The sequence below is a fragment of the Candidatus Poriferisodalis sp. genome, assembly GCF_965237655.1.
In the GTDB taxonomy this organism is placed as follows: Bacteria; Actinomycetota; Acidimicrobiia; order Acidimicrobiales; family Poriferisodalaceae; genus Poriferisodalis.
Map to the genome: position 1 here is coordinate 16780 of NZ_CBDEGB010000001.1, position 19105 is coordinate 35884.

Below are 19105 nucleotides of genomic sequence, written 5' to 3' on the forward strand. Positions count from 1 at the left end.
GCAATCCACTGGATCCAAACCGACCCGCGGGCGTTCTGGGTGAAGGCCTGCACCAGATCCGGATCTCAGATGACATCGGCCAGGTAGGACTCGTCGAGGTCCGAGAGCCCGTCGAGAGACTCGCATTCGGTGACGATTCGAGTAACCCAATCGACGTGCTGATCACGGGTCGTGCCGGCTCGTTGCGCCCACTCACTCAGCAAGAGTGGCAGGTTGTCGTGATGTCCGTATCCCACCGGCGTGATGTCCAGCGCCTTCCACTTGGGATCGTCGGGCCGGGGATGAAGGGTCAGCAGATCCGTGCGGCCGCGAGCGGCGCGCAGCACGTACTGCATCAGTGTGTCGTCGGCGCTGTATCCGACGAACAGCACCGTGCTCGACGCGAACATGCGGTGCAGGAACGCGAGCGTCGGCGACAGCGGCTGCATGTAGGCCTCGGCGAAGTCCGATCTGGTAATAACCAGCCGGCTCGGTTCTTGCTCGACCCAACCGTGCAGATGAACGACACCTTCGAAGTCCTCGTCACCGGGAAGATCAGGCGCCTCATAGACCCGAACATTCTGCGGCAGGCACGCAGCCAAGTGCCGGTCGTAGTTGGTCGTGACGATTCGTATCGCGGGTCCCGCCTGAGCGAGCTCATCTACAGCTCTGTGCACATCATTCGGTGCAGGGGACTCACCGACGATTCTGCGAACGGCGGCGTGGACACCGAGTCCCCGCCCCTCGAGCTCCTCGAACATCTCCTCAGGCGCGCTCGAAACGTCGGGGGCACCTCCGAGACCGAGTTCGTCAGCAACGCGATGAGCCAGCCCGTCTAGCAGCGGAATGCACGACGGAGCCGGAAGCGAGACACCCGCACCGACAAACAAGACAAGACATCCCTGCTTGTGCGCCTCCACGAGGCCGGTCGGTAGTTCTGCGTGCTCAAGCCGCATCCACCGCAGGGTAGAGAGCTCCGAACCGCAGACCACTTGGCCGACCGGTCCCATGGCTCGCGAGCAGCACCGCCTCCAGTTCCGAGGCCCTTGTCGGTTCGCGGCGGTCTAAGGGAGAGGTCTGAGCCTCAGCCGGTTGCCGGCTGGGACGAGACGAGCTTCACTGACCGCGGCTTCGTTCGATCCGGTCGCCCGAAGATCATCCAGTTGACGCCTCCCCTGCGTGCGGTCGAGGGATAACGAACGGCCTCGATGCCGTGCCTGTCGGCGACGGTCATGCCGAACCGCAAGTGCTCCGCCAATACCTGGGTCGCCAAGTAGGCGTTGGCGTCTCCGATCTTTGGATCAGCGGGTTGGCTGATTCGCCTGACGAACTCGCGCAAGAAGAAGATGTAGGGCCGCTGCTGCGACCGGGGGTAGTCGAACAGGCTCGGCAATTCGGGTTCGTCGACAAAATCGACATATGTCAACGGACGCTTCGTGACCCACTCGCCGAGCGACAACTGCTCCTTCTTCTTGACAGGGACTTCCTTCTTGGCAGTGGCTGGATCTTCGGCTGCATAGAAGCACGACACGCCCGAGGCGCTCATCCTCTGGGGACCTGTGTGCTTAGGAGGCGGTGAGCCGAGCTTCTTTGCCGAGGTGAGGATCTTTTTCGCAGCACGGGCCCGGTACAGCACCTGTCCGGGTTCGCAAGTCTTGACAAAACCTGACTCGACCTCAGCAGCGAACTCGCCCAGGAACCGGAACAGGCTCCGTGCTGACGCCTCCCCCATTTCGGCTTCAGAGAGCGAGAACAGGAACCTCGGGCCATCGATGAGCCGCTTTTGGAACGATTCCCAGCCCCATATGAGACGTTCGTGGTATTCGCCAACCTGCGAGTCGAGCCGGTACCAGTCGTGTTGAATCAGTGCCTCGAATTCTTGCTCCAGTGCGCTCCCGTCGGCGAATGGGCTGTCCTCCTCATTGAGCACCTCCCATGTTTCCCGCTTCTTGATTCCGAAGTGCCGGTCTTCTTCCTTGTCGTAGAAGAGCGGGCCATGCCATCGGTCGCCGTACTCCTGGCCCAGACATCGGTAGACGTACTCGAATACAACGGTGTCTTCAGCAAACGGGCCGAGCGTGCCCCTGCAGTAGCCGCACACGGCCTCCTCATGGATGTTGAAGACCTCATCGCGTACCGCTGGGTCGATGACGCACTGGCTGCAGACCAGTTCGCCGCTTCCGCCGAAGGACTCGTACTTCTCCTCCGGCGCGTGGCCAAGCGGCCAGTCCGGCCAATCATGCGCGGGCTCCTCAACGACCAAAGGACTCACGCTCTCCACCTCAACCGGTTCTGAGACCAAGTAGGAGTCTTGCTCGGCGGCGAACATGCGCAGATCGGTGGTCCTGCAGCTGGGCAGCGGCTGCTTCGCCGATGTGGTTGAGCGGTGGAGAGTCGTGTGAGAGGCCTGCGAGCAATGCGAGCGGCAAGAGCCTGCCGTCGGCTTCAGTGATGTGCTGTGCGACGGTTTCGGTGAGCGGGTTCGGGGTGCAGGCTGCGATCATGCCGATGCTGCGGGCGGCATGGGAACGTACCGGAGGGTGGGTGTCGCGGATCATGTGGGTGAGCATGGGCTGCATGGTTGGGCAGTGTCCGTATCCGAGCAGCCTGGCTGCGTTGACTCGTTGCTGATCGGAGCTGTGCGCGAGCCGGATGACTGCTGCTTCGGCTTCATCTAGGGCGATTGCGTCGATGGCGACGGAGAGCACGGTGTCGGCGCCTGCCATGCGGTTGCCGGGCCAGAATCCTTCGGCTGCTGTTGCCATGTCGTCGAGGCTGTCGATGAGTCGCTGCCGTTCGGCGTCGGGCAGGCGGTCCGTCAGGGATGCGATCCGGATGCAGATGGTGCTCTTCTGGTCGGCGAGTGCTGCCGGCTCGCGCAGCACGTCGTGCACGACGGGCCAGCGGGCAGCGTCGGGAAACTGGAGATTGAGGAGCGTGAGCGCGTCGAAGGTGCTGACGCTGCCGCTGTTGCGACGACCGGTTGAATCCGCCCAATGCCTCGCCAAGAGCCTCCGCCGCACAGCTGCAGGCTGGGGCCTTGCCCAGTCAGTGGGCAGCGTGGGGTCCTCCGCGGACAACGCGGTCGCCGAGGCGTTCTTCTCCACCCTCAAACGAGAACTCGTTCACCGCCACAACTACCCCGGCCGGGCCACCGCCCGCCGATCGATATTCGAATGGCTCGCCCGCTACAACACCGCCCGGCGCCACACCAGCCTCGGGTGCCTCACTCCCGACCAGCACGAACACCAACACCGTCAGACCACGGGCAAGCAGCCCGCCTTAACCACCTGACCCGTCCACGGGGGAAGCGCCCTGTCCCAACTCCTTCACCCAAAAGGCCGTTGCTCGTTTGAGCAGCTCACGCTCCTGGCGCAGCCGGGCGTTCTCCCGACGCAACTCGACCAGCTCGCCGCGCTCCGCCGTGGTCATCCCCTCGCGCTCGCCCCGGTCGACCCGGGCCTGACGCACCCAATTGCCCAGATTCGTCGCCCCGATCCCCAAGCTCCGAGCGACCGACGCGATTGAGCGACCCTCCTCGAGCACCAACGCGACCGCGTCAGCCTTGAAATCCTTCGAGAACGATCTTCGCGACCGGCCCGCCGGCAATACCGGCCCCGCCCGCTGTTCTTCCATCAATGACATGGCTACCTCCTAATCGAGGTGACCGGTCAACAGGGGGAGGCACCAGCAAGCCCGAACCGCCCTAAACAAGACCGCGACACACCACTAGTGTCCTGGGCGGGAGACGCCTCCGATACCCAACAGCATGGAAACAATCCGACGCAGAGGAGACACACTTGCGGTTTTCCTGCTGCTGCTCCTGCTAGCGGCCAGCAATTTTGCCGTCGAGTCCACGTCTGCCGCCGGATTCGCGCCGCAAGTAGTGGAGACCACGGCGGCCCCTCGGATCGTGATCGTCCCTCCTACGACGACGGTTCCTCCTACGACGACGGTCCCTCCTACGACGACGGTCCCTCCTACGGCGACGGTCCCTCCTACGGCGGAGACCGTCCCCTCCCCGACCACCACAACAACAACGACTCTGCCGCCACTCGATCCTCTGACGTTCGAATCGCTTGACCGGATCAACACGATCCGCGACTGCTGCAATTTCGTGTCCTACGGCCGGTCCCGGTGGGAGCGGTCGGTCCCAGGAATCGAACAGCTTCGGATTATCTCGACCGCGGACGGCGCAGAACAACCGGTCTTCTGGCTGGCTCCGAGTGGCGACCGCGATCAGCCCGTGTTGGTGATATTGCACTCCTGGAGCGCCCCCTACACCCAGCACGCCGGGATTCCATTTGCGATGTGGGCCCAGGAAAACGGTTGGGCAGTCATCGTCCCAGAGTTCCGAGGCGTAAACGACGACGCCGACGCGGTCGGATCCGACTTGGCGGTCCAGGACGCGGTGGATGCGATCGACTACGCCGTCGCCCAGGCAGGGGTGGACACCAATCGGGTGTACGTCGTCGGCTACTCCGGCGGCGGGATGATGGGGCTCCTCCTTGCTGGCCGACACCCTGACAAGGTCACCGCTGTCTCGGTCTGGGGGCCGCCGCATGACCTCGTGGACTTCTACGAGCACGCGAGGAGGGCGGGTCTGCGCTATGCCAACGACATCAGGCGGGCCTGCGGAGGTGACCCGAGGGAAGCCGGCCCGGCGCAGGAGGAGTGTCTGACCCGTAGTCCGGCGACGTACCTGGGGTCGGCCCGCAACCAGGCGGTCCAGATCTTGATCGCTCAGGGCATCCGCGATCAGTTCGTGTCCCGGAGTGTGGCCGCCGAGGTGTTCAATCAGCTGGCCGACCCCGACGACCGCCTCAGCGCTGAGGAGGTGGACCTTTTCGGTCGGGGGAGGGTTCCCGACCATCTGTCGATCACGACGGAGACCTACTTCGGGGACGGAGACCCCGCCCCCGTATTCGCCCGACAGTCGGGTCGAGCCTTGCTCGTCTACTTCCAGTCAGGCCACGACATGGTCTACAACGCGAGTGCACGGTGGTTCGCAAGCGATCCTAGATGAGTAGTTCCGAGGGGAGGGACTGTCAGATCTGACAGTCCCTCGTGAATGATCAGGGCTAGAGTCTCGCCCGGTCGAAGGCATCGGTGCGAGCCGTGCCACGGGAGTAGGTGAAGCCGATGCACGTTCTGAGGAAGCGACTCGTCGCCGGGTTGCTGGCGGCAGCGATGGTGTTCGCCGTCGTCGCGTGCAGCAGTGACGACCCGAGTCCGAGCGAGCCCGGCACCCCGCAGGTCGGCTCGTAGCAGGATGCTGAGACATGCGGGCGTAGCCGGAGGTGCAAGTCCCTGGTCTGCGGGTAGGTGACCGGAGCTGCCCGAAAACCGGCTTTTCAGCACCCTGCTGGCTAAGTTCCCATGTCAGTGGTGTAGCGGTCAGGTGTGCCTAGATGCAGTCTGACCAGAACCGGAGCGTGGGAGAGTCATCGTCGGCGTCGACCCACACAAGCACATGCGCACGGTGGTCGCCGTCGACGAGCTCGGCAGCCGCCGCGGCGAGTGCCATGTGCGGGCGAACCGGGAGGCTACGCGCAGCTCGAAGCATGGGCAGCGTCGCTGGGACGCCCCACGGCGTTCGAGGTGGTGGGAACCGGCAGCCACGGCGTTGGGCTGCGGGGCGTCTCGGGGCTGCTGCCCTCGATGGGAACGGTCGGGGACTGCTTCGAAACCCGACGCCAACACCGACCGGCAGCATGACTCCAGCAATCCGCCGACGCCAAGCACATGGACCCCCAGCGTAGGTTCTGCGCGCCTGTTGGTGATGGGTTATCGTCCGCTGATCTGCGCGGCAAGAGCAGCACTAGGAGGCGCGGTGCGGCCGATCCCAGCGCTTGATGGACTGCGCGCCGTAGCAATTGCGATGGTGGTCGTCTACCACATCGACAGTGCCGTCGTGCCTGCAGGGCACTACGGCGTCACCCTGTTCTTCGTCTTGTCGGGCTACGTGGTCACCGGCTCGCTGTGTAACGAGATGGACCGGACCGGTCGGGTCGACCTCGGCTCGTTCTATCGAAAACGAGCGCTCCGGCTGCTTCCTGTCCTTCTGGCCGTCTGTCTCGCAATGGCCGCAGTGGGGACCGACTGGTCCCGCTTGATTGCGGTGCTCGGCTTCTACGCCAACTATGCGCGAATCGAAGGTCTCGACCTGGAGCGGCTGACGCACACCTGGTTCATCGCGGTGACCGCCCACTTCTACTTGCTGTGGCCGCTCGTCATCGCTGCACTACGACCCAGGCATCGGACCCGCATCGTCGGAGGCCTGGCGCTGGCTGCCATCGCCTGGAGAGCAACTGCGATCGAAGTCATGTCGCCAGGCTGGGTGTACAACGCGACCGACACCAACGCCGCGGCACTTCTGGTGGGGTGTTATCTGGCCGTCGCTCGGCCCACCACATGGCGGTTCGCGAGGTGGTCGCTTCCGACGCTACTGGCACTAACGCTGGTGCCCGCATTCGGCAACACGGGCACAACCGTTCTCTGGGGCGGTTTCGTGGCCCTAGCGCTCAGTGCGCTCACGGTCCAGTACGCGCTGACGGGACCCGTATGGCTGGCGAACCGGGTCCTGTTGCGGGTCGCCGAATTGTCCTTCGGGCTCTACCTCTGGCACTATGTGTTCATCCGGTCTGACATCGCCCTCTGGCTGGCCCTCGTCCTCACCGTCGCTACGACCGCCGCCTCGTGGTATTTCCTCGAAAAGCCGGTCCTGCGCTGGGCGGCAAGGCGGAACGGTCAGGCTCGAGAACTTCCATCGCCGTAGGCGTGGCGGCTGGCGCCATGAAGAGACCCTCCCCCATCCAACAATGGCTCGCTCTGGCCGTTGCCTTGATCGTCACTATCTCAGTCGTGATGGTGTACGAAAGCGGAATCAAGGCAGACAGTGATGCTCCTGCCAATCCCGGCGACGTGCCGGAGGCGCCCGCCGAGCCGGAGGCGCCCGCCGAGCCGGCACCGAGCGAGACGGAGGCGCCCGCCGAGCCGGCACCGAGCGAGACGGACGGCGCTGACATCGGCGCGGTGGCACCTCCTCCATTCCCGGACCAGTTCGAGCCTTCGCCCAATGAGGTGCAGGCCGACGCCAAGCGGCTCGGCGCCGCGGTGGCCTACCAGATCACGAACTACGGCCGGCACTCGTGGGTGATCGACTTGGCGGCAGACGTGACAGCCGATCCTGCTCGCGCCGACGCGCTCGCGCGGGAGGCGGCGACCGTGCATCACCCCGGGATGTGGTCACGCGGCACGATCGAATACGCCCAACTCGGCGGTCACCGTGACGACCGGATCTCGATAATGGTCGTGGTCCACCAAGAGCTGGGCGGGGAGGGCACAGCGGATGCCGAGCGAGCCGAGACCCGGACCATGGACGTGCGCCTCGTGAGAGGCGCTTCGGGTGCGTGGGAGTTCGAGGAGCTCGCTTCGGCCGGAGGTCAGCCGGTCGCTCGGCCTGCGGATCTCTCGCCCCTCGCCGCCTCAGTGGTCGACGATCCCCGAATCGATCTCCCCGATACGGCGATCTGGGACATCTACTCGGGGCAAACCGATCCTGCGCTGCACGAGGTGATGCTCGACATCGCCGAGCGAACCCCCTACTCCGTCATCGTGCTGAAAACGGGACACCCGCACAACGTGTTCGGAACGGATCGGGTGAGCAATCACACGGTGGGCCTGGCGGTCGACATCCACGAGGCGAACTCAGAGCTGGTGATCGACTCGCACGACACGACGTCATCGATCTATGCGCTATCCGAGTGGCTGGTGTCGCGGCTCGACATCAAGGAGTTCGGAAGTCCGTGGCGGTTCGACGACGCGGTTGCGCTCACCTTCACCAACGAGGTTCACCACGATCACCTCCACGTGGGTGTCTTCCCGGAGGGTCACGCCGCGGGGTGAGTCCCGACGACGCGCGGGCTCGGGGCGTGATGTGCCAGGTCGAGCCTGATCCAATTGTTTCGATGCCGTGGGTCAAGAGCGTGAGCGGATACGTGGGTCAGTGGGGTTGCCGGCGGTTGTTGTGGTCGGTGAGTTTGATGGTGATGATCAAGGCGACGGCGAGGGCGAGCTGCGCGTGGCGGTGCTCGGGTAGGCGGTCGGTGTTGCGGCGCAGTTGGCCGTAGTTGGACGGCCATGAGTTGGTGCGCGCGACGGTCCAGCGCAGCCCCAGCGGCGCCGAGGCGGGCTCGGCGGGCGCGTCGCTGCTGGGTTTGCGTTTGGGGGGCCGCACCACGTCGGTGACGCCTATGTCGGCGGCGGCCCGGTCGACGCGGGCGCCCCAGTAGCCGCTGTCGAGGTGGATGGTGTCGATGTCGTGATGCAGCCCTAGGAGGGTGGTCGGAAAGTCCGGGGGTGGGTCCTCGTGTTGGGGGGCGTGATCGCGGATGATGGTGGGGTGCGCGGTTCGGCTGATGGTCAGGGTTCGATTTTCGATGTCGGGGTGTTGGTGGGCGGCCTGCTCGACACCGAGGGGTTCTTGGTGACGTTGGGGCAGGCTCGGGGCGAGCTGTTCTGTGATGCCGATTTTGATGCGTTGTATGCGTCTGGCCGGGGTCGGCCGTCGCATCCGCCGTCGGTGGTGGCGGCGTTGTTGTTGTTGCAGTTGTTCTATGGCGTGTCGGACCGTGAGGCGCAGCGGCGTTCGCGGTTCGACATGTCGTGGAAAGCGGCTTTGGGTTTGCCGCTGGAGCATCGGGGGATTGCTCATGTGGTGCTGGTGGAGTTCCGGGCGCGTCTGGTTCGCGCCGGGATGGAGTCCTTTTTGGGGGATCGTGTCAAGATCGCTGCCAAGCGCGCCGGGGTGATCGGCCATCGCCGCACGATGGACTCGACCGGTGTGGCGGACTGCGTGCTGACCCAGGACACGATCACGCTCATCAGGTCCGGGGTCCGCAGGTGCGTCGGGGTGCTGGGCGGGATCGACGCCGATGCCGGGGCGGAGCTGGCGGGGCTGTTGTCGCGTGACGACTACGACCGGGGGGCCAAGCCGCAGATCATGTGGGCAGACCCCCAAGCACGGGCGGCTCTGGTCGCGGAGCTGTTCGGCGACGCCGAGACCGTCATCGGGTTCTGCGCCCGTTTCGGGGACCCGGGCCTGGCTGGGGCGGTCGAGCTGTTGAGGGTCGTGGCGGGCCAGGACATCGAGATCGCCGCCGACGACGACGGAGCCCAGACCCCGCGGATAGCTCAACGGGTGGCCCCGGACCGGGTCATCTCCACGGTCGATCCCGACGCTCGGCACGGGCACCGTTCGCGCACCGACCGCTACGACGGCTACAAGCTGCACGTGTCCGCGGATGTGGACTCGGACCTGGTCTGCTCAGCGGCCGCGACGCTCGCGACCACCCACGACGCCGCTGTGATCGAAGACCTCATCGACGCCGACCCGGTCCCGGTCGCCGAGATCATCGCCGACACCCACTACGGATCGGGGCCCACCCGCCAAGCGATGGCCGACCGAGGCATCCACCTCGTCGCCCCCGCCCAGCCGATCCCGACCCGCGGCGACAAGCTCACCAAAGCCGACTTCGACATCGACCTCGAAGCAGCGACGGTCACCTGCCCGCAAGGGAACACCGCACCCATCCCGCCGCCGCGCGGCGCCAAACGGCGCCAGGCGCGGTTCGCAGCAACCGATTGTGCAGCATGCGAGCTCAAGCCCCGATGCACCACACGCGACGGCGGCCGAATCGTCGAGATCAACCCCCACGAAGAACTCCTCGCCCCCGCAAGAGCGCAACGATGGACACCGGAGTTCCTCAGCCGATACCGACTGCGAACCCAAGCCGAACGCAAAATCGCTCAGATCAAGTCCCGCACCAAAAACGTCCCCTGGCGCGGCCTCGACAAGGCCAACCTGTGGCTCGACCTGCGAATCGCCGCCCTCAACCTCGACCGCGCCGGCCGCCTCGGCATCATCAGGTAAAACACCCGCCCCGACCGGCGACCCCGGCCCCCACTGGCCGACCGACGATGCGCCTGGGCATCATCAAGCAGAACACCCGCGCCCAACCCACCCCGAACCACCGACCAGACAACCGCGCACGCTCAACAAACAACACACACCACACCCCAATTGCCGACCACCCTCCTAGGCGTTCGAGTCCGGCCATGGTGGGCTCGAACAGCATGATGTCGTTGCGGTTCGCGCCGGCGGCGGCCCACCCGACGGGGATGCCCGCCGCGTCGGTTGCCACGGACCACTTCCAGCCCAGTTTGCGCCCGTCAACAGGGCTTTTGCCGGTCCCTTCGCCGCCGCTGGGCGCTTTGTGGACCGAGCCGTCGACGCACACATCGGGGAGTCTGAAGCCCGTGATGGGATGTTGGCCAGTTTCGTTGGCCCAGGTCACGCCAGGTGAATTCTGGCCGGAATGCGGATCTCCACATTGGCCACGAAGGGGCAAACCACCTGGTCAGAGCGTCGCGCGGCGTTCCTACACGGAGCAGGCGGCGCGAAGTTGCGCGTTTCGAAGGCCGTTGGGGAGTCGAAATGGCCGATTTCGAGGGTCCTGAGCGTTCTCGCGGCGAGCAGGGCTATGAGTTCCTTCGCCGCTGCGGCTCCGGCCATGCAGCCCGCCCGCATCACGCGCACACAACCTCATGCGAATCGATATCTAGCAGCGTCTCGCGGAATCTCGGCTGTCGCGGTGCCGATATTGGATCAGGTTTGTTTGATGCGCTTCGGATCGATGCTGCAGGGTTCTTGTCTCGATCGGTGGTTTCGTCGATTCAGCTGCCACAGAGCGTCTCTCGGCGAGCAATTCGTAACCGCTTGCCGCTCGCCTGCTCATACTCGTTGTCATGAACACCAAGACTGTCGACGCCGATCTTCATGCAAGCTACGCCGAGGGGTGTTTCTCGGACTTGATGGCTGGTGCGAGCTGGTTGCCGGCTCGTGTGGGGGACCTGGGCGAGTCGTTCTGGGACTGCTGGACCCTGGACGAGGCCGATGACCGGGGACCTCGGGCGATAGCCGAAGCTCCCTTGTGCGACCTGCGCCTCGGGACCACGTTTTCGGGTTCCGAGCAGGAGCCGTTCGTTGCTTCCCCTGCTGGTCCCCGCGCGTGCGAGCAGTTCTGCTGGTACGCCGGCTTCGCGCCAAGCGGCATACGCGACCCCTTCGGGTGTGCCGCAGCGGGCGGCAAGGGCGACGAACCCTTGCTCGACCGCGCTCATGTCGGGCTCGTCGGCGAGAGCGGCGAGCAGCGCGTCGATGCCGACGCAGCCGGCTGTGAGCAGGCATCGCAGAGGCTCGCGGCGGATGTCGGGGGAAGTGTCGGGGACCGCCCGTTCCACAGCAGCGGAATCGGTCCATCGATTGGAATAACGACTTTCACACACAGCGGAGGCCGAAGGGCGCTGATGAGTACAGGCGGACCGCTTCCGCATCGCTGGCGTCCACTGTGTACTTCGTGTTCACAAACGCGGCTTAGTTTTGGAGGTGCTGGTCATTGATTCGATGGTTCGGCGCAGGGGCCTCAGCAGACGGATGCCGGGGCGTTGGGGCTCGGACCGGGTGGCAGTCCGCCGCAGCCGAGCTGATCGGGCAACGGTTCGGCTATGGCCGGATAGCGGATGAGCCGCGTCCCCACCAAGGGCCGCCAGAACCGCCGATCGAAGAAGTCCGGCTTCAGCTCCAGCGCCTGAGCGATCAAGCGCAGCAGTGGTTCCCATATGCCGTCGCTGGTGATGACGACCGCGAACGGTGCGTCGGGTATGTCGGTGTCGGTTGTGGTGTGCAGCGTCATGTAGTCCTTGCCGCTGCCGGTATTGGAGTATCAGGAACCAGATCCGCCCAGGTCGCGGGAGATGTTGCCGTCGTATGCGCGGCGATGCGGAAGCCCGAGGTCGCGCCCGGTCCAGCCGTCTTCGGTGCGTCAGATCAGCGCGGGCATCGTGTCGCCCGCGTGACCGACGGCTATTTCACCAGAGGGGTTTCCGCTGCCCTTGGGACACTGGTCGACTACCTGACAGCGGCACCCGCTATCGCTGAGCAGAACGTCACGTAGTCGTTAGCCTGCGTTGGTCAGGGCTACGCAGGAGAGGCATGGCAAGTTGACGCGAGGCCCGGTCTGGCGAGGCGGGCGAGTCGCGGCGAGCAGCGGTTTGGCGTGGCGAGACTTCGCAAGGCGCCGCCCGGCCCCTAATCCGCTGGCTCCCACCAGCCATAATCGGCAACATGGTCAATCAATGACGTAATCCCCCTAAAGAGCGGGGGTCGCGGTCTGCGAGGGGAAGCGGCTGCGCGTGGGGGGTCGTAGTCGGTCAGATGCTGTAGTCGGTGTGGTCCTGGACGTGGGTGAAGCGTCGCTGGTCGAGCCTGTGGTGCGGCAACTTCAGTGGGCGAGTGTTCATCTGACGGTTCTGGTCCTGCTGGGACCACCACATTGCGGTGTGGACGTCTTTGCCGGCCGCGTGCGCCACTTCGAGCGCCGGCACAATGTCGCTGTCGCCCGACACGACGACCGCTAGGTCGAACGAGCTGTTGGTGGCTCCGAGGGCCACGTCGAGGGCCAGCAGGACGTCGATGCCCTTCTCTTGGGCCGTCCACGTCCGCGACCCGGTGCTCGACCAACCTGACGGCAGGTACCGCAGCGGCCGTGAGCGGACCGTCACCGACGCCTGGGAGTTCCATGCGGCGGTCTGTTTGGCGAACACCCGCTGACGGGTGGCGCCGCTCTTGGGCCCGGGCTTGCCCAGGTAGACGCTCACGGCGACGAGCTGGCCGTTGGGGTCGGCGAGGTTCTTCAGCTGCACCCCGAAGCGCAGCGGGTGGATGTGGCCGAATGTGGGCGGATCGACTGCAGGGTTCCCGAACACCTCGCGGGCGGTGTAGTAGATGTTCTGGTAGTCGACGAATACCGCGACGCGCGCCACAGTCGCCCCCCCAAAGATAAACCCCGCCATTCCCGGCCGAGCCGGGAAGGCGGGGAGCAATACGCGCAGCGTAACTGGTCGAGTGCCAAGAGCGCAACACGCTGTCGGTCGTGTGCAACTGGCCGAGTGGCTGAGTTGTGAATGACGCTATTGGCGCGCCGGGAGTTTGATGCTGGGCTCGGACGGGGCCTTCGGCGGTCAGGTCGCTCAGTCGGAGTCGCTGGTCTGTTGGGCTGTTTGTCGGTTGTGCGCGACAGCAGCCGCTGTTGCTGCGATCTGTGCTGCTGCTCGACCGCGAGGCAGCCTGCTGCCGCTCTGGGTTGGCTCATCCGCGGCGGAGTCCACGTCGCTGTAGTCCATGGTGACGTTGATCCCCCGAGAGGCGAACGTGTTCTGTCGAGAAGCGAAGCCGCGGTCTGCAGTGGCGTCGCGCAGCTCAGCTGAGACGGGGAACGTTGTCGAGTCGGCCGCCTCCGCACGAGGTACACCCTTTATCCCGACCAGCCAGGATGCTGCGGTCATCGCTTGGGTGAACCAGTCCAGGTCGTACTTGACCCCGTCGACGCTCCAGCCTTCCTCGAGTGCGTCTTCGAGTTGCTTGATGCGTCTCGTCACTGATGCCTGGCTGAACGGCTCCGGGGACTGATCAGCGGTCTGTACACCCAGCGCAGCCAGTTCGTCGGCCGTGTAGTTGTTCAGCGTCTCAGTCACCGCCGCACGGGTGTAGGGCCGTCCCTGTTCGGCGTTGCGGACGATCGCGGCCAGCAGCGCCGCGACAGTCAGACGCGATCGTGGTCCTGGGTGATGATCGAGCCGTGCCGCAATGGGATCGATGATGCTCGCATCAATCATGTATCTGTCCTCTTGTCGTATGAGCCATGGAAAAACGCGAGAGTTCGAAGCGGGGACCCTCCGGGTGGGCGCAATAGTGAAGCACTCACCAGTCGCCTGTCAATAATCCCCGCCGATACGCGCCCAAGTTCGCCCAGTAGCCGCCGACTCGGAGTTGATGCGGCCAGGCAAGATCAGTCAATGCCTGCGCCGACGACTGGCGGAACACGCAACCACCGAATCTGGAACGCGCTCCGGCCGGATCCGCTGGTCGGAGCGTTGCGCGGGCGAGAGCGGAGGGTCCCGGTTGCTGCCTGTGGCTATTCGATGAGGTCGCGTTCTTGCAGGGACGTACGGAGCTGTGCGCACTCGTGGGTGCGTGAAGGCTGCGAGCGTCGAGTGCCCGACGGGACCCATGAAAATCCGTCTGGTTGGTCATGAGGGCGGTGAGCTCTGCCCGGAGCCGTACCAGCCCCAGCATGCAACTGTTCTGTCAGTGCGTACGCCGCAGGCAATTGTGCCGATGGACACTGACTTGAACGTCCCCGCTGGGGGTGCCAGGTGGGTGCGAGTGTCTTCCGCGAAGTCCCCCCAGCAGGCGATGGTGCCATCGGTGCGGATACCGCACGCCTTGCCGCCGCTGCCCACCGAGACTGAGTCGAACGCTTCGGAGGGTGGCAAGAGTTCTCTGCCATAGGGGCCGAAGCCCCAGCAGACCACCGAGCCGTTGGTGCGCACGGCGCACGCGTGGCCGCCGTCGACCGAGACTGACTTGAACGAACCCGATACCGGCGATGATTGCCGGGTCTTGTTCCGGCCCCAGCAAGAGAGGGCCTCGCTGGCGAGGATTCCGCACGAAAACCCTGCCCCGGAGGAGACTGACTTGAACGCGCCCGATGCCGGAGCGACTCGCTTGTTGACGGTTGGGCCCCAGCATGCAACGTCGCCGTCGGTGCGCACGCCGCATGGTGAGGCCCCGACATCAACTGACACGAATCTGCCTGACGGCGGTGTTGATCGCTCAAATCGGTTCGCACCCCAGCAGGTGAGCGCGCCGTCGACTCTTAGGCCGCAAGATTCGCCGCCCCACGTCGACACCGCGGCGAACTCACCCTGGGGAGGACTCGACTCGCCGTGTTTGTTCGAGCCCCAGCACACGAGTGTGTTGTCGATTCGCAGCCCGCATCCGTTGCCCGAGCCGGCGGACACCGAGGTGAACTCGTCCGGCGGCGGCATCCGCTGAAAACCGTCAGATCCCCAGCAGACAAGAGAGCCGTCGGCCCGTTCGCCGCAAGTGTGGTTGCCGCCGGCGGACACTGAGGAGAACTCGCCTGACGGCGCTGAATTCTGTCCGCTCAGATTCCATCCCCAACAGGCCACAGTTCCATGGACGCGCACACCGCACGTGTGAAATCTGCCGGCAGACACCGAGACGAATTCGCCCGAGGGCGACGAGAGCTTCCCGAGGCTCTTGTCGCCCCAGCACTCAAGCATGGAATCGGCGCGGATACCGCAGGTGTGGTCGCTGCCCGCGGACACCGAGCTGAACATGCCGGATGGCGCCTTCGCGTATGAGCTGAACCCCCAGCATTCGAGAGTCGAGTCGGCGCGTATGCCGCAGGTGTGGCTTCCGCCGGCGGAAACTTCGACGAACTTCCCTGACGGAGGTGTGGCTTTGCCACCTCGGTCGTCGCCCCAGCAGGCGACCGTCCCGTCGACGCGCACGCCGCACGAGTGAGAGGAGACAGAGGGACGCAGCGGCGAGAAGTAGCTCCCGGCGGAAACTGAAGCGAACTTGCCCGACGGCGGTGACGATTCGCCTGCGCTGTCCTTGCCCCAGCAGCTGACTGAGCCGATTGTGCGCACGCCGCAGGAGTGCTCGCGTCCCGTGGTTACCGACTTGAATTGGCCGGACGGTGGCGTTGACTGCCCGAAGACATCATCGCCCCAACAGGCGACAGTTCCATCGTTGCGCACACCGCACGAGTGATGCCCGCCAGCGCTCACGCTGGTGAACCAGACGGGGCTGCTGGCCGAGTCCACAAAGGCCTCGATGGCGCTTTGCGAGACAGCTGCGCTGCCACCGAACACGCTGAGCGTGATCCGTGACCGGCCTCGACGGAACTCTTCAAGGAACTCCACTGTGGCCGCGGGAATCTCAGCCGGGTTGGTGAGCACCAGCGGGGCGCATCGGCGAGCGAGCAACGTTGCGGCGCTGAACGAGTCGAACGGCACCCGAGCACGCGCGAGGCCCACGGCTGCGCCGGCGAAGCATCCGCCGCCGACGTGCTCGGCTGCGAACTGCCCGATCAGGATCGCTGTCTCGAATCGGGTCGCGCCTGCCATGCGATCCACCTTGATGCCCATGTCATCAATGGCGGACTCCACATCAGCGGACAGTGCAGCCGTTCCGCCCATCATCACGACACGCTCGATGTTCGCGTCTCTCAAGAACTCCGCGACCGCCGGATGCAGCTCTGACTGGGGACTCAGCAACACCGGAATGATCATCTTCGCCGACAGCGGCCCCGCGACGAGCGCGTCGGCAAACACCTCGCCGTTCGCGATGATCGCGATCTTGGCGCTCGTCAACCACTCGGCAACCGCTACCCCCGTCAGATACCGGTCATCGCCGCTCAGCCCGAACGCAGAGATGCCTGCATCCTCCAGCGTCGTGAACACTTGCGGCGACACCGTGGTGTCAGGCCGCACGCCCGAAGTCACAATGAGCACCTTGGACACACCGACCCGTTTCAAGAACTCCAAAGCGTCGTCGCGCACCCCTCCAGGCGGCGTCATCAGCACCGGAGCACCCCTGGAGCCCGCGAGACTCACAGCGACGACCGCGTCATACCAATGCCGCCCCGACACCATCACGACATTGTCCAGCTGTCCGCCTGCATCCTCAGCGAAAGCCTCGGCAACCAGCAGCGAGGTCGCGTAGCGGTCAGCGCCGCCGTAGCGATCGACCTCCACCGGGGCCGGACTGCCGCTGTCGGATTGAGCAGAGGCGACCTGTGCCGGGAATACCACCGCGGCAGCAGCCACGACCGCAGCAACGACAGTAACGACAACTCTTGGAGACATGAGCGCGCAGCGTAGTTGTGGTCGGCGCATGAGAACGCCTCGCACAACCCGCCTTCTGTGCCGCTGCACTACTGCCGCTTCCCACACGTAGGCATCCGCCGCACCATCGTGACAATGCGGCGGGGAGGGCTATGAGAATGCCAGCACGACGAGTTTGGTGCGATTAGGTATAAGCCCAGATCACAGCTTTGCTCTGGATCGGCGCGGAACCCGCGAACGCCGATTCTGGAACGCACTTGGGCCGAATCCGGAACGCGTTCCGTCCAAAACCGCTGGTCAGATGGTTTCGCGAGGGAGCAAGACCAAGCAGAAGTCGCCCAATTGCTAGCTGTCTAAGTCAATTGCGAAATGAGCGGCGAGTTCGCAGAGGAATCGCTCGGCGTCCTGGAGCATCGCGACGACTTCCTGGATTGGGTCGCTGTTGACGTTCTCGTCTGCGAGGACTGTCTCGTAGTCCGAGCCTTTGCGATGCGCCGCGAGTTTGCTTCGCAGACGCTGAATCCGTCTGAGAAACGCAATGTCTCGCTCAGTGGACGGGTAGTTCTCCTGCTGCAGCCATCGCTCCAGCTTGCTGATGCCCTTCTCGTCCTTGACTCTGGATGGCAACCGCTGCTGGATGGCTGTTTCGTTGAGGGCGTCGACGAGGACCTTCGCGAAGCCCATGACTTGCGCCTCGAACTCTGGCTGGCTGCTTGTGAGCGGCACGCGCAGCCGCTGCAGGACATGCTCGTCGTCGGGCTCGGGGTCCCTGAACAGCGGCCAGCCGAACTTCGTCTGCCACTTCGCGTTGAACCTGTGGTACGCCGACTTGAAGCGCAGGTCGGGCGCCTCCGGCTCGGCCGGTTCGCCTTGGAAGGCCCGTTTAATGAGGGTGCGGCTCGGGTCGCCGTCAGGGACGAGGTTGAACGTCTGCCAGTAGGGGCGCTCTGACTCGGGCAAGTAGCGTCCAAGGTCGCCGAGAAACACGACCACGTAGTCAGGGTGGCTGTTGTCGAGGGGGAGGTCCCAGAGCGAACCGCACCGCAGATGCCCGTCGTCTATCGAGTACTTCTCGGGAGACTCGTAGTAGCGGTGCAGCACTTCGCGGCGGAAATGGACCGGCGTCAAATAGTGGGGAGTTCCCGGGTTTTTGCTGAAATTGTTGTCGAGCTGTTCCGGGTCGCATGTGTGCCGGACGGGCTCGCCGTCAGGGTCCTCGCCGATGACGAAGTCGTGGTAGTTCTGCGGCGGGTTGTCGAACGTCCAAATGCCAGATTTCTGTCGTGGAGGAGCTGCGAGTAGCTTCCTGCCCAGCAAGTGGGACGACGGCCGCTGTCTGCCCTTGAATTCATCTGAGACATGGATGCTGATGCGCATGTCGTCTCGGGTGTTGGGCGGGGCGATTTCGCCGAGTGGTGCGGCCTCGTCAGGATCGTCCGCGTACAGGACCGAGCTGACCCGCAACACGAGGTCCATCTGCTTGCCGGCGAGGAACTGTCGCAGATACTTGGTGCGGACGCGCACGCTCTCGGGGCCGATGACCGCGGCGACCTCCTCGGAGCCATCCGGTCTGATCTTGATGAGTTCCGTGCCGCTGTCGTTGACCCACAAGTTGTGGTACAGCCGGAACTCCTCGCTGAGCTGCGGAAGCATGCGGGGCCGCAACCCGTGATGGCCCTGGAGAATCACGAGTGGCTCAAAGCCACTGTCTTCGCCGAAGCTCAGATACACATAGCCGTCATCGGCGTCGGACTCCTGCAAACCCGGTTTGCGGTCGTCAAGATCTGGCAGCCAGAAGTCCTCCCCAAGGACCTCCGATCTGAACCGCTTTGGGACGAGCACGCAGAACCGGCACGCCATGGCGGACTCGGCCCGGTGCGTCTCGTACAGCACTGTCCACGTCTGCTCGCCGGAACTCTCGAATGCCTCGCGCAACTCACGCTGCTCAAGGGCTTCGAATCCCATGATTCCTCGCTCTCTGCCCTTGGCTGACACCACCCGCAGCGAAACTACCGGCCACCCCTTGTGGAACTCATGGGCATTTCGGCCATCCGGCGACCGCGTGGCCTGCAGCGATCGTCCCAGTGAGGCACAGATTTCGAGATCTCCGGATTCCGGACGCGGCCATGCTGCTATCGCCGGATGGAATGGTGGAACGTCTGAGTCGGGCGGCTTCTCGACCGCAGCCGAGCGCGTGTCGGCGGCCGCGCAGTGCAGAAGCGCTGAGGATTCGAGTCGGGACGGCATCTCAAGTGCACCGCTGTGGCGGACTCATGCGGCTGTAGCTTCGGCGGTCGATCAGCGTCAGCATCGAGGCGGACTGATGGCCGCATGCAATCTTCGT

Annotated in this window: 19 protein-coding genes; 7 read left to right on the forward strand and 12 right to left on the reverse strand. The window is 64.8% G+C overall.

The annotated features are described in order from the left end of the window. Window positions 1-65: 65 nt before the first annotated feature. The 3 genes from ACPXYO_RS00085 to ACPXYO_RS00095 all read right to left on the reverse strand — a co-directional run bounded on the left by ACPXYO_RS00085 (window position 66) and on the right by ACPXYO_RS00095 (window position 2873). The gene (locus ACPXYO_RS00085; RefSeq protein WP_423915658.1) at window positions 66-935 is read right to left on the reverse strand and encodes an SIR2 family protein; all 870 of its coding nucleotides are present in this window, start codon (window positions 933-935) and stop codon (window positions 66-68) included. Between the two features lie 128 nt (window positions 936-1063). Then, a complete protein-coding gene (locus ACPXYO_RS00090; RefSeq protein WP_423915660.1) occupies window positions 1064-2251 on the reverse strand; it encodes an RES domain-containing protein in 1188 nt (395 codons plus the stop codon). 10 nt (window positions 2252-2261) lie between these two features. Continuing rightward, window positions 2262-2873, reverse strand: a complete 612-nt coding sequence (locus ACPXYO_RS00095) for a HEAT repeat domain-containing protein (RefSeq protein ID WP_423915662.1) — start codon at window positions 2871-2873, stop codon at window positions 2262-2264. Between the two features lie 43 nt (window positions 2874-2916). Here ACPXYO_RS00095 and ACPXYO_RS00100 point away from each other — a divergent pair, with 43 nt between their 5' ends. Further along, the gene (locus tag ACPXYO_RS00100; RefSeq protein ID WP_423915664.1) at window positions 2917-3273 is read left to right on the forward strand and encodes an integrase core domain-containing protein; all 357 of its coding nucleotides are present in this window, start codon (window positions 2917-2919) and stop codon (window positions 3271-3273) included. Here ACPXYO_RS00100 and ACPXYO_RS00105 read toward each other — a convergent pair. Beyond that, on the reverse strand, window positions 3262-3624 hold the full coding sequence (locus tag ACPXYO_RS00105; RefSeq protein WP_423915666.1) for a transposase: 363 nt from the start codon (window positions 3622-3624) through the stop codon (window positions 3262-3264). The genes ACPXYO_RS00100 and ACPXYO_RS00105 overlap by 12 nt on opposite strands. A 124-nt stretch (window positions 3625-3748) precedes the next feature. On the opposite strand from ACPXYO_RS00105, the gene ACPXYO_RS00110 reads away from it, so the two are divergent. The 4 genes from ACPXYO_RS00110 (at window position 3749) to ACPXYO_RS00125 (ending at window position 7887) form a co-directional block, all read left to right on the forward strand. Continuing rightward, the gene (locus tag ACPXYO_RS00110) at window positions 3749-5005 is read left to right on the forward strand and encodes an alpha/beta hydrolase family protein (RefSeq protein WP_423915668.1); all 1257 of its coding nucleotides are present in this window, start codon (window positions 3749-3751) and stop codon (window positions 5003-5005) included. A 116-nt stretch (window positions 5006-5121) separates the two neighbouring features. After that, the gene (locus tag ACPXYO_RS00115; protein ID WP_423915670.1) at window positions 5122-5247 is read left to right on the forward strand and encodes a hypothetical protein; all 126 of its coding nucleotides are present in this window, start codon (window positions 5122-5124) and stop codon (window positions 5245-5247) included. Between the two features lie 565 nt (window positions 5248-5812). After that, window positions 5813-6757, forward strand: coding sequence for an acyltransferase family protein (locus ACPXYO_RS00120; protein WP_423915671.1), 945 nt, complete (start codon window positions 5813-5815; stop codon window positions 6755-6757). Window positions 6758-6774: 17 nt separating this feature from the next. Beyond that, entirely contained in the window at window positions 6775-7887 is a 1113-nt protein-coding gene (locus tag ACPXYO_RS00125; protein WP_423915673.1) for a hypothetical protein, read from the forward strand. A 97-nt stretch (window positions 7888-7984) separates the two neighbouring features. Here the strand turns inward: ACPXYO_RS00125 and ACPXYO_RS00130 are convergent, their stop codons facing one another. Beyond that, window positions 7985-8554, reverse strand: a complete 570-nt coding sequence (locus ACPXYO_RS00130) for a hypothetical protein (RefSeq protein ID WP_423915674.1) — start codon at window positions 8552-8554, stop codon at window positions 7985-7987. A 12-nt stretch (window positions 8555-8566) separates the two neighbouring features. Between ACPXYO_RS00130 and ACPXYO_RS00135 the strand changes: the two genes are divergently transcribed. Continuing rightward, on the forward strand, window positions 8567-9913 hold the full coding sequence (locus ACPXYO_RS00135; RefSeq protein ID WP_423915676.1) for a transposase: 1347 nt from the start codon (window positions 8567-8569) through the stop codon (window positions 9911-9913). On the opposite strand, the gene ACPXYO_RS00140 is transcribed toward ACPXYO_RS00135, so the two are convergent. The 3 genes from ACPXYO_RS00140 to ACPXYO_RS00150 all read right to left on the reverse strand — a co-directional run bounded on the left by ACPXYO_RS00140 (window position 9906) and on the right by ACPXYO_RS00150 (window position 11735). Further along, window positions 9906-10337, reverse strand: a complete 432-nt coding sequence (locus ACPXYO_RS00140) for a hypothetical protein (protein WP_423915677.1) — start codon at window positions 10335-10337, stop codon at window positions 9906-9908. The genes ACPXYO_RS00135 and ACPXYO_RS00140 overlap by 8 nt on opposite strands. 379 nt (window positions 10338-10716) lie before the next feature. Then, entirely contained in the window at window positions 10717-11283 is a 567-nt protein-coding gene (locus tag ACPXYO_RS00145; RefSeq protein ID WP_423915679.1) for a hypothetical protein, read from the reverse strand. A gap of 182 nt (window positions 11284-11465) precedes the next feature. Beyond that, window positions 11466-11735 (reverse strand): hypothetical protein, encoded by a 270-nt coding sequence (locus ACPXYO_RS00150; RefSeq protein ID WP_423915681.1) that lies wholly within the window; start codon window positions 11733-11735, stop codon window positions 11466-11468. A gap of 84 nt (window positions 11736-11819) precedes the next feature. Between ACPXYO_RS00150 and ACPXYO_RS00155 the strand changes: the two genes are divergently transcribed. Further along, on the forward strand, window positions 11820-11996 hold the full coding sequence (locus tag ACPXYO_RS00155) for a hypothetical protein (RefSeq protein WP_423915683.1): 177 nt from the start codon (window positions 11820-11822) through the stop codon (window positions 11994-11996). Window positions 11997-12252: 256 nt separating this feature from the next. Here the strand turns inward: ACPXYO_RS00155 and ACPXYO_RS00160 are convergent, their stop codons facing one another. The 4 genes from ACPXYO_RS00160 to ACPXYO_RS00175 form a co-directional block, all read right to left on the reverse strand. Beyond that, window positions 12253-12864 carry an NYN domain-containing protein gene (locus tag ACPXYO_RS00160; RefSeq protein ID WP_423915685.1) on the reverse strand — a complete coding sequence of 204 codons (612 nt, stop codon included), beginning with the start codon at window positions 12862-12864 and terminating at the stop codon, window positions 12253-12255. Window positions 12865-13071: 207 nt separating this feature from the next. Beyond that, window positions 13072-13716, reverse strand: a complete 645-nt coding sequence (locus ACPXYO_RS00165) for a hypothetical protein (RefSeq protein ID WP_423915687.1) — start codon at window positions 13714-13716, stop codon at window positions 13072-13074. 414 nt (window positions 13717-14130) lie between these two features. Then, entirely contained in the window at window positions 14131-16782 is a 2652-nt protein-coding gene (locus ACPXYO_RS00170) for a cell wall-binding repeat-containing protein (RefSeq protein WP_423915689.1), read from the reverse strand. A gap of 324 nt (window positions 16783-17106) precedes the next feature. After that, complete coding sequence (locus ACPXYO_RS00175; protein ID WP_423915691.1) at window positions 17107-18726, reverse strand: hypothetical protein; 1620 nt, start codon at window positions 18724-18726, stop codon at window positions 17107-17109. Between the last annotated feature and the right edge of the window lie 379 nt (window positions 18727-19105).

Bases quoted from the DNA above. Each gene is read 5' to 3' on its own strand.
- ACPXYO_RS00085 (WP_423915658.1), bottom strand. From the start codon at position 935: ATGCGGCTTGAGCACGCAGAACTACCGACCGGCCTCGTGGAGGCGCAC.
- ACPXYO_RS00105 (WP_423915666.1), bottom strand. From the start codon at position 3,624: ATGTCATTGATGGAAGAACAGCGGGCGGGGCCGGTATTGCCGGCGGGC.
- ACPXYO_RS00110 (WP_423915668.1), top strand. From the start codon at position 3,749: ATGGAAACAATCCGACGCAGAGGAGACACACTTGCGGTTTTCCTGCTG.
- ACPXYO_RS00115 (WP_423915670.1), top strand. From the start codon at position 5,122: ATGCACGTTCTGAGGAAGCGACTCGTCGCCGGGTTGCTGGCGGCAGCG.
- ACPXYO_RS00125 (WP_423915673.1), top strand. From the start codon at position 6,775: ATGAAGAGACCCTCCCCCATCCAACAATGGCTCGCTCTGGCCGTTGCC.
- ACPXYO_RS00130 (WP_423915674.1), bottom strand. From the start codon at position 8,554: ATGCGACGGCCGACCCCGGCCAGACGCATACAACGCATCAAAATCGGC.
- ACPXYO_RS00150 (WP_423915681.1), bottom strand. From the start codon at position 11,735: ATGACGCTGCACACCACAACCGACACCGACATACCCGACGCACCGTTC.
- ACPXYO_RS00155 (WP_423915683.1), top strand. From the start codon at position 11,820: ATGCGGAAGCCCGAGGTCGCGCCCGGTCCAGCCGTCTTCGGTGCGTCA.
- ACPXYO_RS00165 (WP_423915687.1), bottom strand. From the start codon at position 13,716: ATGATTGATGCGAGCATCATCGATCCCATTGCGGCACGGCTCGATCAT.
- ACPXYO_RS00170 (WP_423915689.1), bottom strand. From the start codon at position 16,782: ATGTCTCCAAGAGTTGTCGTTACTGTCGTTGCTGCGGTCGTGGCTGCT.
- ACPXYO_RS00175 (WP_423915691.1), bottom strand. From the start codon at position 18,726: ATGGGATTCGAAGCCCTTGAGCAGCGTGAGTTGCGCGAGGCATTCGAG.